The sequence below is a fragment of the Saccharomonospora sp. genome, assembly GCF_027317685.1.
Classification (GTDB): Bacteria; Actinomycetota; Actinomycetes; order Mycobacteriales; family Pseudonocardiaceae; genus Saccharomonospora.
The window spans coordinates 1-21,342 of sequence record NZ_DAHVQP010000132.1; the positions used below are offsets into that span (position 1 = coordinate 1).

The window sequence follows — 21,342 nt, forward strand, 5'->3', positions numbered from 1 at the left end:
CGGTGAACCGCGCCGTTGTCCACTCCTCGCGTGCCTCCGGCAACCGCCACACCCCGGCGTCACGCCCGTCGATCCGCACGCGCACCTCGCGGTTCTCGGGGTTCTCTCCCCCGGCCAGAACACGTGTGGCCACGGTGAGCGGCTTACCGGGGACCAGGTCGCGCGCGGTGAAGCGTTCCCCGCCGACGATCACCCGCCCACTGTCGAGGACGTCGTTCTGTCGCCGCAGCACCGTGTACGGCTGCAACCCCGGCTGCGCGGAGGACACCTCGTAACCGTGGTGCCGCTCGCTCTCCAGTGAACCGACGTTGAGGTAGTCCCGCACCTGGCCCGGCACGGGCGCGCGGTCACCGCTGCCCGCGAGCGCCCAGTCGGCCTCGTACACCTGCACGTCGTTGAAGGGCACGATGCGGCGGTTGTTCAGATCCGGAGGCGTGCGCACGGGGAAGATCCTCAGCGGCGGTGAGGTGAACACCTCCGCGTCCACGAACGGCTGCATCGACGTGCCCGGCCACGGTTCGTACACCGCGAAATGGGTGGGCCGCTGTCCTTCCGGCAGCGCTCGCAACGCCTCGTACAGACTTCCGGGACCGTTGTTGCTGGCCTCGGCCATGCCGTTGGTGGTCAGACCGATGGTGTCCACCACGCGGCGATCCCCGAAGTAGGCGATGGCGCCCACGTCCTTCACCCCGACGATCGCGTCCTCGGGCAGATTGCCGCTGATCCATGCGCCCACGGACACATCCGTGTCACGGATGGTCGCCGCCTGTCTGCCCAGACGCACCGCCCACGTCGGGGTGGCCACCACCGTGAACAGCACCATCACCAGAAACACCGCGTGCAGCGCGAACCGACGCGGCCCCTCACGCGGGAGCAACCGGGTGAGCGCGTACCCACCGCCCACGGCGAACACGAAGAACAACGGCAGAAACGGTTGGAAGTACCGCAGTTCGTGCAACAACGCGGTGCTCAACGTCGAGGCCGAGGCCACCACGGCCGCGAACCCCACCGCCACGGCCACCGCCAACGCCCGCCACTCGGGGCGGTTCACAAGCAGATAGCCGATGCCGAGGAGGAAGAACACCAACGCGAACGGGAACGCGAAATCGGTGTTGTTCAAGCCGTTGAAGTGGTCGACGATGCCTCGCACGTTGGCGACCGTGCGGTCCACGAACTCACCGACGTGGAAGAGCGGCCGGTCGTAGAGGTGCGACTTCGACTGCACCCCGTTGGCCCGCAGCGTGCCCGTGGCCAGCAGGTAAAATACGTACTGGACCGCGCCGACGAGTAGCGGCGCCAAACCGACGGCGAGGCGTCCCACGGCCCGGCGCGTGGTGATCGTGCCCGCACGCCGCGCGGCCACCACGGTCCAGGCCATCGCCCCGCACAGCATGACGGCGAAGAACAAGCCCTCGGGACGCACGAGCGCCAACAGCGCGGCCACCACAGGTGTCCACACGAACCGCGCTCGGCCACGTTCCCGGACGAATGCCAATACCGCGCCCGTGACCAAAAGTGCGGTGAGCCCGACCTCCATGCCGCTGACCGCGCCCCACAGCAACGGTCCGCTGACGGCGGTGAGCACACCCGCCCACACCCCGGCGGCACGGCCGAACAGGGCCGTGCCGAGCTTGCACGCCAGACCGGCCGCGACCGCGCAGCACACGACGCCGAACGCCACGGCGAACGCCAACAGCGCCGTGCCCGTGAAACCGACAGCGTGGGCGGCGGCGAGAACGAACGCGTACAACAGACTGCTCGCACCGGTCGACACCGGATCACCCGTGTTGTACTCGAACGGATGACCCGAGCCGAGCTGGGCGGCGTACTGGAGATGGATGTAGGCGTCGTCGATGGGCGCGATGAGCTTGCCCTGGTTGTAGGCGAGGTCGACGGCGACGAACACCCCACCCAACATCAGGGTCAACGCGCCGACGAGCCAGGCCGCACGGTCACGACGAGCGAACAGTGTCCGTGTCCTCGACCGCTCGCCGGTCGCCGGGCCGGTGTCCTCGGCGTCCTCGGTGTCTTCGGGCTTTCCGGGCTCGGGACGCGACGAGCCCTCGAACGTGTTCGCACTCATCCGGTGCTGTTCCGTTTGTCCGTCTGTATCGGCTGACATCTCCGCCTGTTCCGTCGGGCTACCTTCGTAAGCTACCTACCGAGCGTCCACCCGAACGACGTAGACACGCCCCGATGCCTCTTCGGTGGGAACCGAACCCCCACTGCTCACGTCCGAGCAAGCACAGCTGACTCAGACCGCGAAAACAAAAGGCGTGAGCAGCGAAGAATGTCCGGAACAGACTCTTCCGTCCTGCCACGGGACGAAGGCGTTACGGGGAACGGGATCATGAACAACGCTCTCGGCGAGGCGTACGAGCAGGGTGGCGAACACCATCACCGAGGTAAGACCACCTCCGCCGAACAGCGGCAAGGAGAGACCGTCGGCCGAGGAATCGGTGTCTGATGGGCTTCGCCAGTCCCGTCGGTCCGGCCACACACGCCCGCCAGGTGATGGAGCCCGGGGAACGTCTGTTGTGGGCGGCGTTCGGCCCTGAATTCGCCTACGACGTCAAGGGGTTGGACGCACTGGGGGAGCCACAACGCAATCCGCTCGCCCGAGGTCTGGAAGCGGTCGGACGGGGTGGTTCCTCCATCGCCCTGGAGTGGGCGTTCCCCGTCGACGAGGCCGGTCTGGCCGCACGCGGCCCCGACGTGATCGTGTTCGGTGACGGTCCCGGCTGTCATGCGCACGACGGCGTGCGACACCTCGCTCCCAAGGGCGGTAGCCGGGCGCGTACGTGGGCGCTCACCTCGACCCGGCTCGTCGTGCTCGACGTGCGGCCGACCAAACGTGAGAACACGGGCAAACCGCCGACATCGTTGCTGCGCAGGACCATCGGATTCGGCAAGGAACTGGTCGACATCGTCACCGACCGCACCAAACGCTACGGCGAGCACCTCGAGGGTGTTCCGGTGACAGCCAAACCAATGGCCGTGCACAGCACGTTCCAGGCGAGCACCATCGCGGGGATCGCCGTGGCACGCAGACGGACACAACGACGCACACGCCCCTGCCTTCGAGTGTCGTTCGTGGACGGTTCGGGCATCGACCTGCTGCTCGGTGTCGACGACGAGAGCGTGTTCGAGTGGATGGCCACGCTGAGCCGAGGAGAACGGTAGTGGAGGAGAATCCCAGGGCTGCCGCGCAGATCGACGAAGTGGTCGAAACCGAACTCACGCGGTTCTGGCTCGCCCATGGCGAGCGCCTGCTCCTGGCCTGCCCACCCGTCCGCGCCCACGTGGGCGCGTGCATCGGAGGACGCCGCCTGGTGCCCTACATTCCGCGGAAAGAACTGCCGTCGATGCGCGAACAGCCACGCCGATGGCCGCTGCCGATGGAGGACCTTCCCGTCGAGGACTGGGTCGACGACCCCACAATCGGCCACTGGGTGCACGCCGAACACGACGAGCAGGACGCGGTGCGTTGCGCCGACCACCTGGCCGCCAGTCAGGGCGCGGCGAGGGTCGTCGTCACCGACCGCCGTGTCGCCGTGTTGTGCCCGACGAAACATCTCACCGACGAACCGGTCGCCGACGACAACGTCTTCACCACGCTGGAGGAGATGGAGCCGCATCGCCTGGTCGGATTGGACACGCCGTTCCTCGGCCGGAGTGTGCCGCCCCGCCGCATCATCGCGTTCACGTTCGCGGACGGTTCGGAGTTGTACTCGTACGACATCCACGCCACGTTGAAAGTGCGCCGAGCGATGGAACGGGCGCACGCGTGACACCGCCCTCGTTCGGCCGGCGGTGATTCCCTGCTAGGAGCCCCCGCTCGGTTCGACGTCGACGAGGGTGAAGTGGCCGACACCGAGTGCGTTCGAGTACACCTGCCAGGTGTTCGGACCGTCGCCGGGACCACGTTCGTAGAGCATCCGTTTGTCCACCCGCGTGGGCTCGACGTCCTCGAAGAACAGGTAGTTGAGCCGCAACAGCACCGAACCGATCGGCCCCGACTCACCGATGCGCTTGTCCACCAGGTCGGCGACCCGACCCCGGTCGGAGAACACGTCCACGATCCGGCACTCGCAGTAGTAGGCCAGCGCACCGATCTCGCCGGGTGAGAGCACGGTGGCGCCGTCCTTGACCTGTTCGCCGAGCTCCAGTCCCACGTGCGCGTAGTCGGGGGCGTTGGCCCAGTTACCGAAGATCACCGGTGACCGCCACGGGATGTCCCTGTTCACGTTCACGGCCACGGCCCCCGCGACGAACACGACCACCACGGCGAGCGCGGCCGCGGGCGCGCGCACCCGCAGTGTCTCCTCCTCGCGGGCCCACATCAGCCACACGCCGAGCGCCGCCACGGCGAACATCCCCAGCGCGGTCGTCGGCGCGACGTAGTACCAGTGGTACGGCCCCACACCCAACAACGTGTAGGCGATGTAGTAGGCGACGGCCCCCGCGCCGAGTCCCACGAGCGCCGAGACCGCGGGGAAACGGTCCCAGCGGCGGGCGAACCGCAGGCCCACCAGCGCACACAGGGCGATGAACCCCACCACGGCGGGCGCGAACGCCATGAACACGGCGAGCTCCCGGCCCATGTAGTACATCACCGGACCCGTCGCATAGGACCAGTTGCCGAACAGGTCGTCCTGGTTCTGCTTGATGACGAGGGTGTCGGGAACCGCCGAACCGAGCGCTATCCAACTGAACGAAAACCACGGTGCCGCCACCACGACGGCGGCCAGCACGGCTTTGCCGATACGACGCCGGATCTCTCCCGCGCACAGTGCGATGACCAGCACGAACACCGCGAGGTCCAGGCGGGTGAGCAGGGCGAGTCCCGAGGCGACGCCGAACCACACGGGACGCCCCTCCGCGGCGAACACGGTGAGCAGCATCAGCACCGCGGGGATGAGCAGCACTTCGAGCCCGATGGCCGACAGCACGAACGGGTTCGCCAGCACGACCAACACGCCGAGCAAGGCGATCGGCCACGGAAACCGGTACGTACGGGCCAACCGTGCCCAAGCCCAACCGAGCACGGCGGTCGCCAGCACCGTCAACGCACCCAGCGCCACGACCGGGTGCGGATCGCCCGAGACCCGGGTCAGTGCGGTCAACGCACCGAGCAACAGAACGTTGAGCGGCGACGTCGCCGAGTTCGCCTCCAGCCCGGGAACGAGCCCCCAATGACCGTGCACGGCGAGGTTCTTCGCGTAGGCGAGCGTGATGTAGGCGTCGTCGATGAGACCGTCCTTGACGACGGCGAAGACACCCGCCGCTGACAGTGCCGACACACCGACCACCAGCGCGGTATTTCGTCGTGCCGACACAGACATCGATTCCTTAGGCTTCAACGGTGACTGTCCGTTCCTGGTTGATCACTTTATGCGGCTTGGTGTCCACCGTGACGGCCGGGCTGTTCGTGCTCGCCCCTGTCGAGACGCAGACCTCGGTGTACAGCTGGCCGGATACCCAGGGACGAAACACCGCGTTGCCGCTTTTCCCCTACAAGCCCCACCACCTGGAGGTGGCGTTCCCCTGCACCGACGTACACGAGGTCGGCGAGGGTTCGCTGCTGTCCACCACCGCGCCACGTGACGAGCTCGACGAAAGCGGCCACGACGGACTCACCATCGACATCGCGGGAAACACGGTCGACGTTGCGGTCGGAGACCACCGAATCGCCACTTCCTCGGTCGGACAGGACTGCGAGTGGTCCGTCGTCGCCGACGAAACCGGCACGACCGTGGCGGTCGACGGCGAAACGATCGCGAGCACCGAGGACACGCCCGTCGTCACCGGAATGTTCACCGAAGCGCCGAAGAACTCCGGGTTGCGCGTGACCGTGGTGCCCGACACGCGGTACGAGAGCTCACCGTCACCGCTGCGGATCGCGCTGGCGGCGGTGACGGTGGCCGCGCTGACCACGATGTTCGTGCTGCTCGTCCGAACCCGGAACGACAACGACGAGGTACGCCGGGTCCGCGTCCTGCCGCGGCGCTGGTGGCGGCCACACGCCCCCGACGCCGTCGTGGGAGCGGTCCTCGCCAACTGGCTCGTGGTGGGAGCGCCCACCGTGGACGACGGCTACATCGTCACCATGCTCAAGGCGGCAGAAAGCGGTGACTTCATCGGCAACTACTTTCGCTGGTTCAACGCCCCCGAAGCGCCGTTCAGCTGGTTCTACGAGCTGTACCGGCCGCTGGTCGAGGTCAGTGGCGCGACATGGTGGCTCCGCCTGCCCTCGGTGCTGCTCGGACTCGTGTTGTGGCTGCTCATCGACCGGCTTCTGCTGCCCCGACTCGTCCGAAGACCCACGTCGTTGGCGCGGTTCGGCGCGGCCGCCGTGTTCGCCCTGTGGTACGTCCAGTTCGGCGTGGGCCTGCGGCCGGAGCCGTGGGTCATGCTCGGCACCGTCGTCGTCTTCCTCCTGCTCGAACGCGCCGTCGTGACGCGGAGCCCGGCGACGTTGGGTGCCTCCGTCGTCGCGGCAGGCCTGACCGTGGCCGTCACCCCGACCGGCATCGTCGCACTGGCACCCTTCCTCGCCGCCGCCCCCAACCTCGTGCGCCTGGTGCGACACCACGGCGCGGTGGTGGTGCCCGTGGTGTTCGGCGCGGGCGCGGTGACACTGCTGCCGATGTTCGCCGACCAGTCCCTGGCCGCGGTGCTGCATTCCACCGAGGTACGCACAGCCATCGGCCCCAGCTACGGGGTGTGGGACGAGCCGAGGCGCTACGCGGACCTGTTCGAGCCCATGCGAAGCGGACTCAACCGCCGGATGCCGCTACTGCTGCTGTGGCTGTCGATGCTCGTGCTCGCGGTGCTGCTGGTCACCCGCCGAGCACGGGGGCTCGCGGTCCGCCCCACCCGGCGTGGGTTGGTGATCGCCGTGTTGTTCTTCGTCGCACTGGCGTTCACCCCCACCAAGTACACCCACCACTTCGGTGCCATCGGAGGAATCGCCACGGTGCTGGTCGCCGCTGTGGTGCACACCATCGACGAAGGCGCACTGCGGCGGTCCTGGCAACGGTCCCTGTTCACCCTCGCGTTGGCCGCGGTGACGGCGTACGCACTCGCCGCACCGGTGCGCTGGTGGTTCGTCGCCGGCCTCGGAGTGCCGTGGTCACTGGGACCACCCGAGCTCGGCGGGCTCGCCTTGTCGGACATCGTGCTCGTCGGTGGAACCCTGTTGGCCCTGGCCGGGCTGGTGGGTGCCTGGCGACTGCTGCCCTCGCCCGCGTGGCTGCTTCCCCTGGTCGCGACGGGAACGGTGCTGCTGGAGGTGGTGTCGTTGGCCTACCCGGCGTTGACGTCCCGGTCAAGCACCTACAGCGTCGCCCACGCCACGGCCGCCGGTTTCTCCGACAGCTGCGGCATCGAGGACTGGTTGGAAGTCGAACCGGACCGGAGTGCGGGGCTACTGGCCCCCGCCCCCGGAGCCGAGGGGGTCCGCGCGCACGGGTTCAGCCCCGACACGGGATATCCCGACGACGCGACGCCACCCGCCCCCTACGGCACGGACAAGGCGCCGGTGTGGGGCAGCGGCGGCTCCGCCGGGTCACTGACCACCCCGTGGTACGCGTTGCCCGACGACGCCGGAGCACCGGATTCGCCACCGCTGGTCGTACCTCTGGCCGGGGCCGGGGCGGTGTCGGCGACCGTGCAGTTCGGCGACCGCGACGGAACGGTGCAACGGGAACTCCGGCTGAGACTCGGCGACGGAACATGGCGTGAGGCCCGGCTGGAACCCGGCGATGCCGAACGGGTGCGCGTCACCGCCGTCGACCGCAGGAACGGCGACGGCTGGATCGCCGTGGGGGCTCCCCGGATACCCCGGGTGGTGCCGTTGACCGAGTACCTGCCGGTGTCCGAGCCCGTGGGACTCGACTGGGTCAACGCGTTCTTCCTGTCGTGCAGGCAGCCGGCCTCCGTGGCGCACGGTGTGACACAACCGGTGAGCCATCTCCTCTCCTCCGGCCCGGACAGCAGCTGGTTGACCGGCATGTCCTATTCGGCCGGGTCAGGAGGCCCGTACGCGCCGCTGTTGGATATCGCAGAGCGGGTCCCGGTGCCCACCTATCTGCGAGGCGACAAGTTACGCGAACCGATCAGCGTGTTCCGCCTCGACTACGTCGCCCCACCCCTGGAAGGCGTATCACAACAACGGGCTCACAGGTAGTACGAGCAGGCCAGCGTGACGACCCAGGCGGCGCCCAGCACCTGCAACACGCGGTCGCGCAGCGCGATCTCCTCGGGCTCGCCCGCGTTGCCGCAGTCGACGTCCACCGCGTAGCGCAGTACGGCGATGACGAACGGGACGATGGAGATGACGCTCCACACCGTGCCTGGCACGCGTTGCTGCTGCTCGAACGCCCACAGGCAATACGACATGATCAGTATCGCGGCCGAGGTCGCCCACACGAACCGCAGATAACTGGCCGAGTACTTCTTCAACGAAGATCGGATCTTCGCCCCCGTGCGCTCGTAGAGCATCACCTCGGCGAAACGCTTGCCCGCCACCATGAACAGCGAACCGAACGCGGTGACCAGCAAGAACCACTGCGACAGGCTGATGCCGGTGGCGACGCCACCGGCGACCAGCCGCATCAGAAAGCCCGAACCGACGATGGCCAGGTCGATCACCGGCTGGTGTTTCAACCCGAAGCAGTAGGCGAGCTGGATCGCCTCGTACACCACCAGCACGATCAACAATCGCCAGTCGGCGAGGAAACTCACACCGACACCGGCGAGGAAGAACACCGCCGCCGAGGCGTAGGCCACCGGGATCGTCACAATCCCCGCGGCGATCGGCCGATTGCGTTTCGTCGGGTGCGCACGGTCGGCTTCGACGTCCACCGCGTCGTTGATGAGATAGACCGAGCTGGCGACGAGCGAGAACGCCACGAACGCGATCGACGCGTCGACCAGCACACCGAGGTTGGCGATCTGGCCCGCGGTGAACGGCGCCGCGAAGACGAGGACGTTCTTCACCCACTGCCGAGGGCGTGCCGTTTTGAGCACGCCGAACAGCATCGGGAGCGGCCCCTTCCCGGAGAAGGCACGGCCACTTACGTCGGCACGCTCGGTCGTCTCACTCATCGTCGTGTCCGCTTCCGTGAAGTCAGCCTGCGGCGCAGGATGCCGCCGACGGCACCACCGAGGGCGGCGCCGGCGAGCACATCGGTCGGGTAGTGCACACCGAGCACGAGGCGGGAGACCAGCATCGGCGGCACGAGGACAGGCACGAGATTACGCCCGATCAGGCCTGAATACAGAACGGCGGCAGCCGTTGTCGACGTGGCGTGTGACGAAGGAAAACTCAATCGGCTGGGAGTGCCGACACCCACCGTGACGTCGGGGTGTTCCGGTCTCCGCCTACGCACGACACGTTTCACCGCGATCGAGGCGGCGTGTGCTCCGACGGCGCCCGCCGCGGCGGTGAGCCACTCCTTGCGGCGGGCCGAGTCGAACGCCGCACCCGCGAGCCCCAACGCGAACCAGCCCGCACTGTGCTCACCGAAGTGCGAGAGGCCACGTGCCGCTTTGACCGCGGCGGGACGCGCGAGGACACGCTGCACGCCGACGAGCAGAGCCAGCTCGCCGGAAGCGGGCGAGTGGCCGGAGTCCTGCTCCTCGCCACTCACCCGCTCGTCACCGGGACGCTGCTCAAGCATCGATCGCCCCGTCGAGAGGAGCACCGTCGGTCAGGTGGGGAGCCACCTTGTTGTCGAACATCGACAGCGCCGACCCGATGGCCATGTGCATGTCCAGGTACTTGTACGTACCGAGACGACCACCGAAGAGGACGTTGCGCTCGCTGGCCTCCTTCTTGGCCAATTCGCGGTAGCGCTCCAGCTTCTCCCTGTTCTCCGGCGTGTTGATCGGGTAGTACGGCTCGTCGTCGTCCTCGGCGAACCTCGAGTACTCGCGCACGATCACCGTCTTGTCGTTCGGGTACTCGCGCTCGGGGTGGAAGTGCCGGAACTCGTGGATCCGGGTGTAGGGCACGTCGATGTCGTTGTAGTTCATGACGGCCGTGCCCTGGTAGTCACCGGTGGGCACGACCTCCTGCTCGAAGTCGAGCGTGCGCCAGCCGAGCCTGCCCTCCGAGTAACCGAAGTAACGGTCCAGCGGACCGGTGTAGACCGTGGGCGTGCCCTCCGGGATCTGGTCGCGCACCGCGAAGTAGTCGGTGTTCAGCCGCACCTCGATGTTCGGATGATCGGCCATCCGCTCCAGCCACGCCGTGTAGCCGTCGACGGGCAGCCCCTCGTAGGTATCGTTGAAGTACCGGTTGTTGAAGTTGTAGCGGACCGGAAGCCGGGTGATGATCGAAGGAGACAGTTCCTTCGGGTCGGTCTGCCACTGCTTGGCCGTGTAGCCCTTCACGAACGCCTCGTACAGCGGGCGTCCGATGAGGGAGATGGCCTTCTCCTCCAGGTTCTTCGCGTCCTTGGTGTCGATCTCGCTGGCCTGCTCGGCGATCAGCTCGCGGGCCTCGTCGGGCGAGTGGGACTTGCCGAAGAACTGGTTGATCAGGTGCAGGTTCATCGGGAAGGTGTAGACCTGTCCCTGGTACTTCGCGAACACGCGGTGCTGGTAACCGGTGAAGTCGGTGAACTGGTTGACGTAGTCCCAGACCCGCTTGTTCGAGGTGTGGAACAGGTGCGCGCCGTAACGGTGGACCTCGATGCCGGTCTCCGGCTCGGCCTCCGAGTACGCGTTGCCCCCGATGTGCTCCCGACGCTCCAGGACAAGCACCCGCTTGTCGAGCTGGCTGGCGGCACGTTCGGCCACTGTCAGGCCGAAGAAACCGGAACCGACGACAACCAAATCGAAACCGGAGTATGTGCCATTTGTGATTTCTGTGGTGTTCGTGTCCGCGCTCACGGCCGAAAGGCTACCCACGCGCACCGGCCCTCGTGCGGCGAGGCCGTGGTTATGAAACCACTGTGAAGTGGGTATGCCCCGCACCGCACCTCACCGCACCTCACCTCGCCACACGAGGGCCGTAGCGCACTGTTCCCCCGGGCAAGTCGCGCTGATGTTCGTGTCGGTTCCGACGACTCCCGGGTCCGCCGGGTTCCTCACCCGCCGCTATCCACCCGTTCGAGTTAACCGTCCGGTGTGTCGTCCATGTCCCGACCCTGCACCGACGGGAGCAGTTCGGCGGCGATGTCCTCCAGCACCGTCTCCTGCCCCTGGTAGGGCTCACCACTGCGCGGCCAGTGCACCACCACGTCGGTGAAGCCGAGCTCGGCCGCTCTGCCCACGGCGTCCGAGAACGCGTCCCGGCTCGACAAGGAGTACACCGGGGCCGCGTCGAGACTGAGGCAACGTACCACCTGTTCACGTCCGGCCGCGGCGACGGCGTCGTCGAACCGCGCCGACATCTCCGCCACGCCCCGCCACCACTCGTCCTGGGTCCGTCCCTCCTCGGAAGGCCCCGTGGTGATCCAGCCGTCACCCGACCGAGCAGCGAATTCGATCATTCGCGGGCCGTTGGCGGCCAGCAACATCGGCGACCTCGGACGTCGCACACAGCCGGGCAGGTTCCTCGCCCCCGAGGCCGAGTAGTACGTACCCGAGTGATCGAAACCGTCCGTACGTAGCAGCCCGTCGAGAGCTTCCACGAACTCGACGTACCGGTCGGCACGTTGCGCGGCCGACAGTGCGGGCCCGCCCAGCACCTCGGCGTCGTAGCCCAGCCCACCGGCTCCCACGCCCAAGATCAGCCTGCCGTCGGAGAGATCGTCGAGTGTGATGGCTTCTCTGGCGAAGGGCACGGGATGCCGGAAGTTCGGCGACGCCACGAACGTACCGAGCCCGATGGTCGAGGTCACCATGGCCGCGGCGGCCAGCGTGGGAACCGCATTGAACCAGGGCCCGTCGACCAACGAACGCCAACCCAGGTGGTCGTACGTCCACGCGTGGTCGAAACCGTACTCCTCGGCAGCCCGCCACTTCGGCTCGGCGGCCCACCACCTGTCCTCCGGGAGGATCGCAATGCCTACACGCACGCGTCGACGCTATCGGTGAAGCACGACACCCCGCAGTACGGGGATGATCTGGAAAACTGGGTGCGTGGAGAAGCCCAGCCTGATCGCCTCAGACATAGACGGTACCCTGCTCACCCCGTTCGGGGAGGTCGCACCACGCACCGCCGACGTGGTACGACGCGCCGGCGAAGACGGGATCCCGGTCATACTCGTGACCGGTAGACCGCCTCGTTGGATTCCCCCCGTCGCGGAAGCCACCGGCCTGACCGGATACGCGGTGTGCGCGAACGGCGCCATCCTGTACGACATCGGCGCCGACCGGGTGGTCGACGTGCAAAGCCAGCTCGACCCCATGCAGCTCCACAACGTGGCCGAAGCACTGGACCACGCCATACCGGGGTGCCAACTCGCCGCCGAACGCGTCGGCTCGAAGGCGGTGGAGCCCGGCCTGCAGAACTTCGTGATCGAAGCCGAGTACTACAACCCGTGGGGAGACGGCGAGGGCCAGGTGGTCCACCGCGCTGAGGTGCTCGGACATCCGGCCGTGAAGTTGCTGGCCAGCCACCGCAAGATGACCTCGGACGAAATGGCGGCCGCAGCGCGCGACGTGCTCGGCGACAGCGTGGACATCACGTTCTCCTCCGGCAGCGGACTAATCGAGATCGGTTCTCCCGGTGTCACAAAGGCGTCGGGGCTCGCCGACGTCGCCGAACGGTTCGGCGTCGCAGACACCGACGTCATCTCGTTCGGTGACATGCCCAACGACCTGCCGATGCTCGAATGGGCGGGGCACGGGGTCGCCGTCGCCAACGCCCACCCGACCGTTTTGGAAGCCGCCGACGAAGTCACCGCGTCCAACGCCGAACACGGCGTGGCTCAGGTACTCGAACGCTGGTTCTGACCGGTCGGCGTTCCGGCGGGCACCCGACTACTCGCATTCGACATAGGAGTAGTCGGGATGGGCGTCGAGCTGCTCCACCAGATGCGTGGCGAAAACGCGACGCACGTACACCGAGACCCAGTACGGAGTGCCCGCGCGCCGGAAACTCGCCGCTTCGTACAAGTCGGCGTAGACGGGGTCGACACCACACCGCTGCCCGGTGGTGTAGCCCGATTCGTCCACCGCGACCACCGGTGAGCGTTCGTTGACGACGTAGTCGAAGTCACGTGTCACCCGCACACCGGCCTCGCCCACGCGAAACGGCTCGCCCTCACGGGCAATGTGTCCGTCCGTGCGCCCGAACACGTCCACCACCACGATGGATGGGCCGGCCGCGTAGGCCAGGGCACCCGTGTTGTGGGTGCTGACGACCGTGCCCGCGGGCAGGCTCTCGTCGAGCCAGTACCCGATCTCGGTGAGCTGATCGGCGGACTCGCGTAACTGTTGCATGGCCGTCAGCGCACGCGGGTGCCCCAACGTCACCACCAACGACAACCCGCACAACGCCAAGGCGACCACGGGCACCGCACGTCTGCGCACGAGCGGCTCGCGCCGAGCCACCCCCAACGACTCCGGCGGGTCCTTCGGAGGGCTGGTCACAGCGAACAGTCCGTACGCCGCCGTGCCCGCGACGGCCAGCAACACGGGCACCGGCGCGAGCAGACGCCATGCCGGCAGCCAACCGCCACCCATCGCCACGACCCCCACCACGTGGCTCACGGCGAGACCGAACAGCAACCACACCACCGAACGGGCCCGCGCCACGCGCTCGGACACGCCACGGCGTGTGGCCAGCAAGGCCACCGCGACGACGGCCAGGACCACGAACGCCTGGTATGCCAGGGCGAACTCGGCGACGTAGTCCCACCCGTCGGCGAACCGCGCGGACCACGGGCCGCTCAGCCTCGACACCAGCGCGTTCGGCAACAGGTGCTCGTACACCGTCAGGCGCCACACCGTCCACGGAACGAGCAGCACGCCGGCACCGACGAGGTACGCCCCGGCGGCCGACACCGTGTTCCTGCCGCGCACGGCTCCCGTCACGAACCACACCAACCCGGCCGACGCGAGGACGACGCCTTCCGGCCGCGTCATGATCGCCAAAGCCACCGCGACACCGGCGACCACCGCTCGGCCCGAGGTGAACGCGAGACACGCGGTGAGCACGAGAAGAACGAACAGCGGCGTCTCCGCACCCGACGCGCCGTAGGCGGCCAGGGAGCTCACCCCGGCGGTCAACGTGGCCGCCACCACCCCGAGCCCCGGGATGTCGGCCCCCTCGGGTCGGGCCGACCGCACGATCCGGTTGGTCAGCCGGTACGCGAGCAGCACACAACCGAGGACGCAACCCACCCCCAGCACCACGGCGGTGGCCACGGCGACGTCCGGGTCGCCGAACACCATGCCGGGCAGGGTGACGAGGACCAGCCAGAAGAAGTTCACATAGCCTTCGACGTATTCACCGGGGTTGTAGACCGGCCCGTACCCCTCCAGAAGGTTGCGGGAGTAACGGAGCGTCACATAGGCGTCACCGGTGACCGCGGGATACAACAGCTGATGGAACAACGACAGCAGGAGCGCGAGCCCCAACGCCGCGTGTCTCCAGGACCGCTGCGTGTTGATCCGCGACCAGCAGGCGAACACGACGACGGCGAGCACAAGCCATAAACCGACCGTGACCGCTGTCAACACCACATCCGCACCCGTTCGACTGGTGACTCACCACTCCCAGGTGAAAACTACTTGCTCGCACACGGAACCGAGCTGAATTCCGGCCGTGTTTCGCAAGTCGGACCGGACCGGCCGTGGCTAGTCTCACACTTTCGGGGCGTATTCGGTCACCGACGCAGGACCGATGTGAGCTACGACGGATCAAGCGCGCGGGGTCAGGACGGTCTTCCCTCCCAGGAACGGCCGGAGCGCCTCCGGCACCCGCACCGACCCGTCGGCCTGCTGATGGTTCTCCAGAATGGCCACGATCCACCGGGTGGTGGCGAGGGTGCCGTTCAAAGTCGCCGCGATCTGCGGACGCCCGTTCTCGTCCCGGTACCGCACCGACAGCCTGCGCGCCTGGAAGGTGGTGCAGTTCGACGTCGAGGTCAACTCACGGTATGCCTGCTGTGTGGGCACCCAGGCCTCGCAGTCGTACTTACGCGCAGCGCTGGTGCCGAGGTCGCCCGCCGCCGTGTCGATCACCCGGTAGGGCACCTCGATCTTGGCGAGCATCTCCTCTTCCCACGCCAGCAGCTTCTCGTGTTCGGCCTCGGCCTGGGACGGCTCGCAGAACACGAACATCTCCACCTTGTCGAACTGGTGGACGCGGATGATGCCGCGCGTGTCCTTGCCGTAAGAACCGGCTTCCCGACGGAAACACGACGACCAGCCCGCATATCGCAGCGGACCGTTCGACAGATCGAGGATCTCGTCGGCGTGGTAGCCGGCCAGCGGCACCTCCGACGTGCCGACCAGGTACAGGTCGTCGTCGGGCAGGTGGTACACCTCCGACGAATGCGCACCGAGGAAACCCGTCCCCGCCATGATCTCCGGCCGCACCAACACCGGCGGGATCATGATCTGGAAGCCCTTCTCCACGGCCTGCGCCGCAGCCATGTTCAGCAACGCCAGTTGCAGCTGCGCACCGATCCCCGTGAGGAAGTAGAACCGCGCGCCCGACACCTTGGCACCGCGTTCGGTGTCGATGGCGCCCAGCGCCTCACCCAGCTCCAGGTGGTCCTTCGGCGTGAAGTCGAACTCCCTGGGCACGCCCACGTGCTTGAGCACGACGTAGTCGTCCTCACCACCCTCAGGGACTTCCGGGTGCACGACGTTCGGCACCACGCGGTGCAGCCGCTCGAACTCTTCGCTGGCGCGGTTCTGCTCGGCCTCGGCCTCCTTGACCTGGGCGGCGAGTTCCTTACCCCGCGCGAGCAGGGCCTGGCGTTCCTCACCGGACGCCTTGCCGATGCGCTTGCCGAGCTGCTTCTGCTCGGCGCGAAGGTTGTCGGCCGTGGCGATGGCGGACCTGCGTTCGGCGTCGAGGGACAACAACTTGTCCACCACACCGACGTCCTCACCGCGGGCGCGCTGGGAAGCGCGCACGACATCCGGTTCCTCGCGCAGAGTCCTCAGGTCAATCACGATTAGCAGGGTAGACCGGGGCATGTTCCACGGCACTCACGTGGTCACCCATTTCCGCAGGCACGTTCTCGGGGTGGATCAGCTCAGGTCGCGTACGAACCTCACCACCGCACGCCCCAGTTCCTCCCCCGCGTCCTCCTGGAGGAAATGGCCCGCGCCGGCGATGGTGGGGTGTTCGCGACCTGCGGCACCCGGCATGGCGCGCTGCAGGATCGGCCCCATGGCACCGGTGATCGGGTCACTGTCGGAGAACGCGCACAGAAACGGGATGTCCGACGTCGTCAACGTCCGCCACGCCGCCCTGTTGGCTTCCGACGCCTCGTCGTCGGAGCTGGTCGGAACCAGTGCGGGCAGTGCCCTCGGCCCCGCCTTGTACATCTCGTTGGGAAACGGCGCGTCGTAGGCGGCGCGCTCGGCCTCGGTCAACGTCCGCCGACATCCGGACTGAACGAACCGGGCGGTGTCGAAAACCTGTGCCTTCTGCACGGCGTCGTGGAAGGCCCACCACTCGTCCGGCATGCCCTGATCCCCGGTGGGCAGACCCGTGTTCGCGGCGACGACCCCGACGAAACGGTCGGGATTCTCCGCCACCAGCCGCAGCCCGATCAGACCGCCCCAGTCCTGCCCCACGACGACGACGTCCCGCAGGTCGAGAGCATCGAAGGCGAACGTGCGCGTCCACTCGACGTGTCGTTCGTAGGTGTGATCGGCCACGTCCGCGGGCTTGTCCGACCGGCCGAAACCCACCAGGTCGGGAGCGACCGCGCGGATACCCGCCTCGGCCAGCACCGGCAGCACCTTGCGGTAGAGGAACGACCAGCTCGGTTCGCCGTGGAGTAGGAGCACCGTGGGCCCGCCGGGCGGCCCGGCCTCGACGTAACCCATTCTGATGATGCCGGCCAACGGGTGGTCGACGTCCGCGTACAGCGGCGGGAAGTCGAAGTCGGGCAGGTCGCTGAATCGGTCTTCAGGTGTCCGCAGTAACCGCACCCATCACACCGTAGTGGAGAAAAGCCCTTGGGTGAGCCAATGGAAACCAAGGCGATACCTACCGTGAGTCATCTACCGTGAGCCGCCCCGCTTTTCACGGTGCCCACTTCGCGGTTCGCCCTATATATGCGACAGACGTGACAGGCGCGACATATGCGCCGGATACGACAAGGCCACCCCGCCCGCGACATGCGAGCAGAGTGGCCCTCACGACACGGCCCGAGCGGAGGCTACGAAATCGCCACGGCCACCACGAGACCGAGGGCGAGGTGAGCGGCGGCCACGACGAAGCTCGCCGGCGTGTACTTCTCGCTCTCGATGGTCGAACGCACGTCGATGCGGGTGGCCCACTCCAGCAACCGCACCGCCAGGACCTGTGCCACGATGCCGATCAAGCCGTACACGAGCGAGGTGATCAGCCCCTCGACGAGGTTGCTCGCCGAGGCCCAGATGGCCACCACGACAATGAACGCCATCGACACCAGCCCCGACGCCGTGATCACCACGGCGTTCGGCAGGCCACGACGCACCAGTTCGGACAGCTTGCCCGGAGTGGTGAAGTCGATGGCGTAGAACCCCAGCAACATGAGCACCAGGCCGACGATCGCGTACAGCATGATCGCCCCGATGCCCCTGGCCAGGTCGGTACCGAAGGTCTCGGACAGTGCTACCAGCACGAGGGTCTCCCAGTCGAGTCAGCGAACAGAGGTCTTGGTCAGCAGATACCGGGCGTGTCCTATCACGACTCCGGGATGCGGTGTGGGACGAACGCGGCACCGTCGTCGGTGACAAGACCCGATGACTCCCTGATACCGAGCCCGGCCGCGTTGTCCCCCACGATCCACGCGCCCAGCACAGGACGGTTGCCGTCGAACTCCGGCAGCGGGTCGAACGCCTGGTAGACGTAACCCTCCTCGCCGTAGACACCGCCGGTCTCGGTCTCGTAGCCGGGCGCGACGATCCGCACGTTGGCGCCTTCCCGGCCGAGCTTGGGTTTGCGCACGTATTCAGTGAGCATCCCCGGCTGGTCGTTGAACGCGGGCAGCAGGTTGGGGTGCCCGGGATAGTTCTCCCACAGGATGGCCAGGATCGCCTTGTTGGACAGCAGCATCTTCCACAGCGGCTCGATCCACAGCGGCTGCGGGAGCGATTCCACGGCGTAGCGACCGAACTCCTCGTCGATCACCCACTCCCACGGATACAACTTCATGATGTTGTCCATGGGCGCTTCCTCCAGATCGACGAAGCGCTTGAGCAGCGGATCCCAGCCGATCTCCTCGATGGCCAGGCCCACCGTGTCGAGCCCGGCCTCCGCCGCCGTCTCCTGCAGGTACGTGACCGTGAGGTGGTCCTCACCAGTGGAATCGGCGGTCGACCAGGTGAAATGCACCTCGTTCGACGGCAGCTTCCCGCCGATCTCCCGCCACCGGTCGACGAGCTGTTCGTGCAACGAGTTCCACTGGTCGTCGTCGGGGTGGACCTCGGTCTTCCAGTACCACTGCAGGATCGCCGCCTCCAGCAGCGAGGTGGGCGTATCGGCGTTGTACTCCAGCAGCTTGGCAGGGCTCCTGCCGTCGTAGCGCAGGTCGAACCGGCCGTAGAGGTGCGGGTCCCCGCGCCGCCACGACTCCGCGATGTGCGGCCACACCCACTCAGGCAGGCCGAACTCGGCGTACCGCTCGGTCGTCACCACGTGGTCGACGGCATCGAGGCACATCGAGTGCAGCAACTCGACGTCGGCCTCCACCGACAGCACCTCGTCCATCTGGAGCACGTAGTGCACCGACTCGTCCCAGTACGGCCGGGGCTCTCCCGACGCGTAGCGCGCGGGCGTACCGAACACCAGCCCCTGTTCGGCGACGATCTTCTCCCAGTTGGTGCGGGGCGTACCCGTCTCCCTGTGCACCTACGAGCCTCCACTTTTACCGAAGCTGCCGCCGCTGATCCCGAAGCCACCGCGCTGGATGGTTTTCCCCGAGTTGGTCTTGATCTCCGCGTTGGAGGGGCGTGTGAAGGTGCCGCCCTCCACCCGCTGACCCACCGTGCCCTGGCCACCGTAGTTATAGCGGTACTGGTCGTGTCCACCGCCCGGACTCGGGAGGAACAACCAGCCGCCGCTGTAGTAGCCGCCGTGACTGCGCACGTAGTCGTCGTCGCAGTAGTCGTCGTCGACGACGGTGCCGTCGGCGGTGGTGCACACGGCCGTGACGTCCTCGGGCGCCGCCACGAGGTACCAGGCCGCGACCAGTCCGACGAGCCCCACCGTCACACCGCCGCCGGCCAGCACCTTGCGGCGCGTATCGGCCTTGGACTCGGCCTCCTGCTGCGCCCGGCGCTGCTCCTCCTCCCGGCGGCGCTGCTCCTCCTCCGCTCGAAGCCTCGCCCGCTTCTCCGCCAGAGTCGGCTCCCGGGGAGTCGTCGTCTCGGGATCCTGAAAGCGCATAGAGCCGCGCGTAGGGCGATCCTCGTCGTCGTTTCCGTTGTTGTCCGTCATCGTGCACTCCAAGACCGCGGGCCATGCGGTATGTCACCTTAGCTACTCGCGTACGCGCCCACGGCGAAACAGGCATGATGGAGCTTGATGTCCGACCAGCCCGACCGCCCGCCGATCGATTCGGCGCTGCGTACCCGCGTGTTGATGAGTGGCGCGTTCCTCGGCGCACTCATCGCCATGGCACTGAGCTGGATGTTCTCGTGGGTGCCGGAAAGCCCCCAGATGGTCCAGCAGCGGCAGGCGGAGGAGAAAGCCGAGCAGATCGCCAAAGCTCGCGAAGAAGCGTTCCGCGCGCCCCCCGGAAGCTGTTTGAACTGGACCGACCCCGAGGCCAGCGACGTACACAGGGTCTCCTGTGACGAAGAGCATTACTTCGAGGTCGTGGGCCTGGCCGACCTGCCGTTTGAGTACGGGCCGAACGCGCCGCTACCGGACGACGAGACGTGGCACGAACTCACCGAGGAGCACTGCGGCGGCCTTGTCGAGGAGTACCTCGACAAGCCACTTGACCCCGAGGGCAAGCTCACCATCGGGGTGCTGCGCCCGGACGAGACGCAGTGGGCCGACGGTGACCGCACTCTGCACTGCGGTCTCCAGTGGGTCGGCCCCGGCGGAGGTCTTCAGGTGCTGACCCAACCAGCCAAGGAGATCGACCAGTCCAACGTGTGGGAGCCCGGCACCTGCCTCGGCCTGGTCGACAAGAGCGTCGGTGACCCGGTTCCCTGCGACGAACAGCACTCGTACGAGATCGTGGCCCTGGTGGATCTCGGCGAGGAGTTCGACTCCTACCCGTCCCGGGAGAAGCAGACCGAATGGCTCGACCCGACCTGCGCCGAACTGGTAGAGGAGTACACGGGCGGCAAGAAGGTCGAGGAACTCGCCGAGGAAGGGCTGATCCTGGGCTGGGACACCCGTTCCGAGGAGAGTTGGGCAGCCGGTTCCACGCTGGTGAACTGCAAGGTCGGCGCGGTTCTCGAGGACGACACCGGACTGGCGCCCGTGCAGGGCAGCGTGAAGGACAGCGAGGACGACGCGGAGGAGGACGGCGAGCAGGGCGAGGGTGACGCCGAGCAGGACGAGGACGGCGCCGAAGACGGTCAGGACGCCCCCGGAGACGGCTCGGGCGGAGGCGACCAGGACGGCCGGGGAGACGGCGAGCCCGGCCCGTCGAACCAGGCGCCCGCACCCAGCGGTGCTCCGGGAAGTGGTGACTGAAGTCGATGCCCGTGGAGATGACACGGCAGCGGTTCGAGGAGCTCGTGGCCGACGCGCTCGACCAGCTGCCACCCGAGTTCGCCGCCGCGATGGACAACGTGGTGATCTTCGTGGAGGACCGCCACGAGGAGGAACCCGATCTTCTCGGGCTCTACCACGGCGTGGCCCTCACCGAACGGGGCCACGACTACGGTGGCGTGCTGCCCGACCGCATCTCGATTTACCGGGAACCGATCCTGGAAATCTGCGACAGTGAGGCCGAAGTCGTCGACGAGGTGTTGATCACCGTGATACATGAGGTGGCACACCATTTCGGTATCGACGATGCACGCCTGCACGAACTCGGCTGGGGGTAAAGCGACATGCGTAGAGATTCCATCAGTTCCGGCGGCCGGGAAGGACCGGCGTACGCCACCACGACGTCCTCGTCTCCGACGCCATCGAGGGTCCATGAGCGCTGAGCCCGACAGAAGACTCAACTGGCTGCTCGGCTCCAACGCATTCGCCAACCTCGGCGACGGCATCGCGAAAACGGCGTTTCCGCTGCTGGCGGC

At 67.3% G+C, this 21,342-nt stretch carries 18 protein-coding genes; 6 read left to right on the forward strand and 12 right to left on the reverse strand.

Annotation, left to right across the window (positions count from 1 at the left end; translation table 11 throughout):
• A partial coding sequence (locus tag M7H19_RS15885; protein ID WP_298182181.1) for a hypothetical protein occupies positions 1-2,122 on the reverse strand: 2,122 nt, incomplete at its 3' end.
• 344 nt (positions 2,123-2,466) lie between these two features.
• Between M7H19_RS15885 and M7H19_RS15890 the strand changes: the two genes are divergently transcribed.
• Together M7H19_RS15890 and M7H19_RS15895 are read left to right on the forward strand one after the other, a co-directional pair.
• Complete coding sequence (locus M7H19_RS15890; protein ID WP_298182182.1) at positions 2,467-3,183, forward strand: hypothetical protein; 717 nt, start codon at positions 2,467-2,469, stop codon at positions 3,181-3,183.
• Positions 3,183-3,791 carry a hypothetical protein gene (locus tag M7H19_RS15895; RefSeq protein ID WP_298182184.1) on the forward strand — a complete coding sequence of 203 codons (609 nt, stop codon included), beginning with the start codon at positions 3,183-3,185 and terminating at the stop codon, positions 3,789-3,791. The genes M7H19_RS15890 and M7H19_RS15895 overlap by 1 nt, the downstream gene beginning before the upstream one ends.
• A 33-nt stretch (positions 3,792-3,824) precedes the next feature.
• On the opposite strand, the gene M7H19_RS15900 is transcribed toward M7H19_RS15895, so the two are convergent.
• The gene (locus tag M7H19_RS15900) at positions 3,825-5,345 is read right to left on the reverse strand and encodes a hypothetical protein (protein WP_298182187.1); all 1,521 of its coding nucleotides are present in this window, start codon (positions 5,343-5,345) and stop codon (positions 3,825-3,827) included.
• A gap of 20 nt (positions 5,346-5,365) precedes the next feature.
• Between M7H19_RS15900 and M7H19_RS15905 the strand changes: the two genes are divergently transcribed.
• A complete protein-coding gene (locus tag M7H19_RS15905) occupies positions 5,366-8,191 on the forward strand; it encodes an arabinosyltransferase domain-containing protein (RefSeq protein ID WP_298182189.1) in 2,826 nt (941 codons plus the stop codon).
• Here M7H19_RS15905 and M7H19_RS15910 read toward each other — a convergent pair.
• The 4 genes from M7H19_RS15910 to M7H19_RS15925 all read right to left on the reverse strand — a co-directional run bounded on the left by M7H19_RS15910 (position 8,182) and on the right by M7H19_RS15925 (position 12,032).
• Positions 8,182-9,111 (reverse strand): decaprenyl-phosphate phosphoribosyltransferase, encoded by a 930-nt coding sequence (locus M7H19_RS15910; protein ID WP_298182191.1) that lies wholly within the window; start codon positions 9,109-9,111, stop codon positions 8,182-8,184. The two genes, M7H19_RS15905 and M7H19_RS15910, sit on opposite strands and share 10 nt — an antisense overlap.
• Complete coding sequence (locus M7H19_RS15915; protein WP_298182192.1) at positions 9,108-9,686, reverse strand: phosphatase PAP2 family protein; 579 nt, start codon at positions 9,684-9,686, stop codon at positions 9,108-9,110. Before M7H19_RS15915 ends, M7H19_RS15910 begins: the two co-directional genes overlap by 4 nt.
• The gene (glf, locus tag M7H19_RS15920; protein WP_298182194.1) at positions 9,679-10,902 is read right to left on the reverse strand and encodes a UDP-galactopyranose mutase; all 1,224 of its coding nucleotides are present in this window, start codon (positions 10,900-10,902) and stop codon (positions 9,679-9,681) included. The genes M7H19_RS15915 and glf overlap by 8 nt, the downstream gene beginning before the upstream one ends.
• Positions 10,903-11,126: 224 nt before the next feature.
• Complete coding sequence (locus tag M7H19_RS15925) at positions 11,127-12,032, reverse strand: LLM class flavin-dependent oxidoreductase (RefSeq protein ID WP_298182196.1); 906 nt, start codon at positions 12,030-12,032, stop codon at positions 11,127-11,129.
• Positions 12,033-12,096: 64 nt separating this feature from the next.
• On the opposite strand from M7H19_RS15925, the gene M7H19_RS15930 reads away from it, so the two are divergent.
• A complete protein-coding gene (locus M7H19_RS15930; RefSeq protein WP_298182198.1) occupies positions 12,097-12,912 on the forward strand; it encodes an HAD family hydrolase in 816 nt (271 codons plus the stop codon).
• Between the two features lie 27 nt (positions 12,913-12,939).
• Here M7H19_RS15930 and M7H19_RS15935 read toward each other — a convergent pair whose 3' ends face one another.
• From M7H19_RS15935 to M7H19_RS15960, 6 genes are all read right to left on the reverse strand, one after another.
• Complete coding sequence (locus M7H19_RS15935) at positions 12,940-14,646, reverse strand: hypothetical protein (RefSeq protein ID WP_298182200.1); 1,707 nt, start codon at positions 14,644-14,646, stop codon at positions 12,940-12,942.
• A gap of 177 nt (positions 14,647-14,823) precedes the next feature.
• A complete protein-coding gene (gene serS, locus M7H19_RS15940; protein ID WP_298182202.1) occupies positions 14,824-16,089 on the reverse strand; it encodes a serine--tRNA ligase in 1,266 nt (421 codons plus the stop codon).
• A gap of 78 nt (positions 16,090-16,167) precedes the next feature.
• A complete protein-coding gene (locus M7H19_RS15945; protein ID WP_298182204.1) occupies positions 16,168-17,079 on the reverse strand; it encodes a haloalkane dehalogenase in 912 nt (303 codons plus the stop codon).
• Positions 17,080-17,309: 230 nt separating this feature from the next.
• On the reverse strand, positions 17,310-17,756 hold the full coding sequence (locus M7H19_RS15950) for a DUF350 domain-containing protein (RefSeq protein ID WP_298182206.1): 447 nt from the start codon (positions 17,754-17,756) through the stop codon (positions 17,310-17,312).
• 62 nt (positions 17,757-17,818) lie between these two features.
• Positions 17,819-18,985: a glutathionylspermidine synthase family protein gene (locus tag M7H19_RS15955; RefSeq protein ID WP_298182208.1), complete on the reverse strand. Its 1,167-nt coding sequence runs from the start codon at positions 18,983-18,985 to the stop codon at positions 17,819-17,821.
• Complete coding sequence (locus M7H19_RS15960; protein WP_298182210.1) at positions 18,986-19,573, reverse strand: hypothetical protein; 588 nt, start codon at positions 19,571-19,573, stop codon at positions 18,986-18,988.
• An 87-nt stretch (positions 19,574-19,660) separates the two neighbouring features.
• On the opposite strand from M7H19_RS15960, the gene M7H19_RS15965 reads away from it, so the two are divergent.
• Together M7H19_RS15965 and M7H19_RS15970 are read left to right on the forward strand one after the other, a co-directional pair.
• Entirely contained in the window at positions 19,661-20,788 is a 1,128-nt protein-coding gene (locus M7H19_RS15965; RefSeq protein ID WP_298182212.1) for a septum formation family protein, read from the forward strand.
• A gap of 5 nt (positions 20,789-20,793) precedes the next feature.
• The gene (locus tag M7H19_RS15970) at positions 20,794-21,144 is read left to right on the forward strand and encodes a metallopeptidase family protein (protein WP_298182214.1); all 351 of its coding nucleotides are present in this window, start codon (positions 20,794-20,796) and stop codon (positions 21,142-21,144) included.
• Positions 21,145-21,342: the final 198 nt, after the last annotated feature.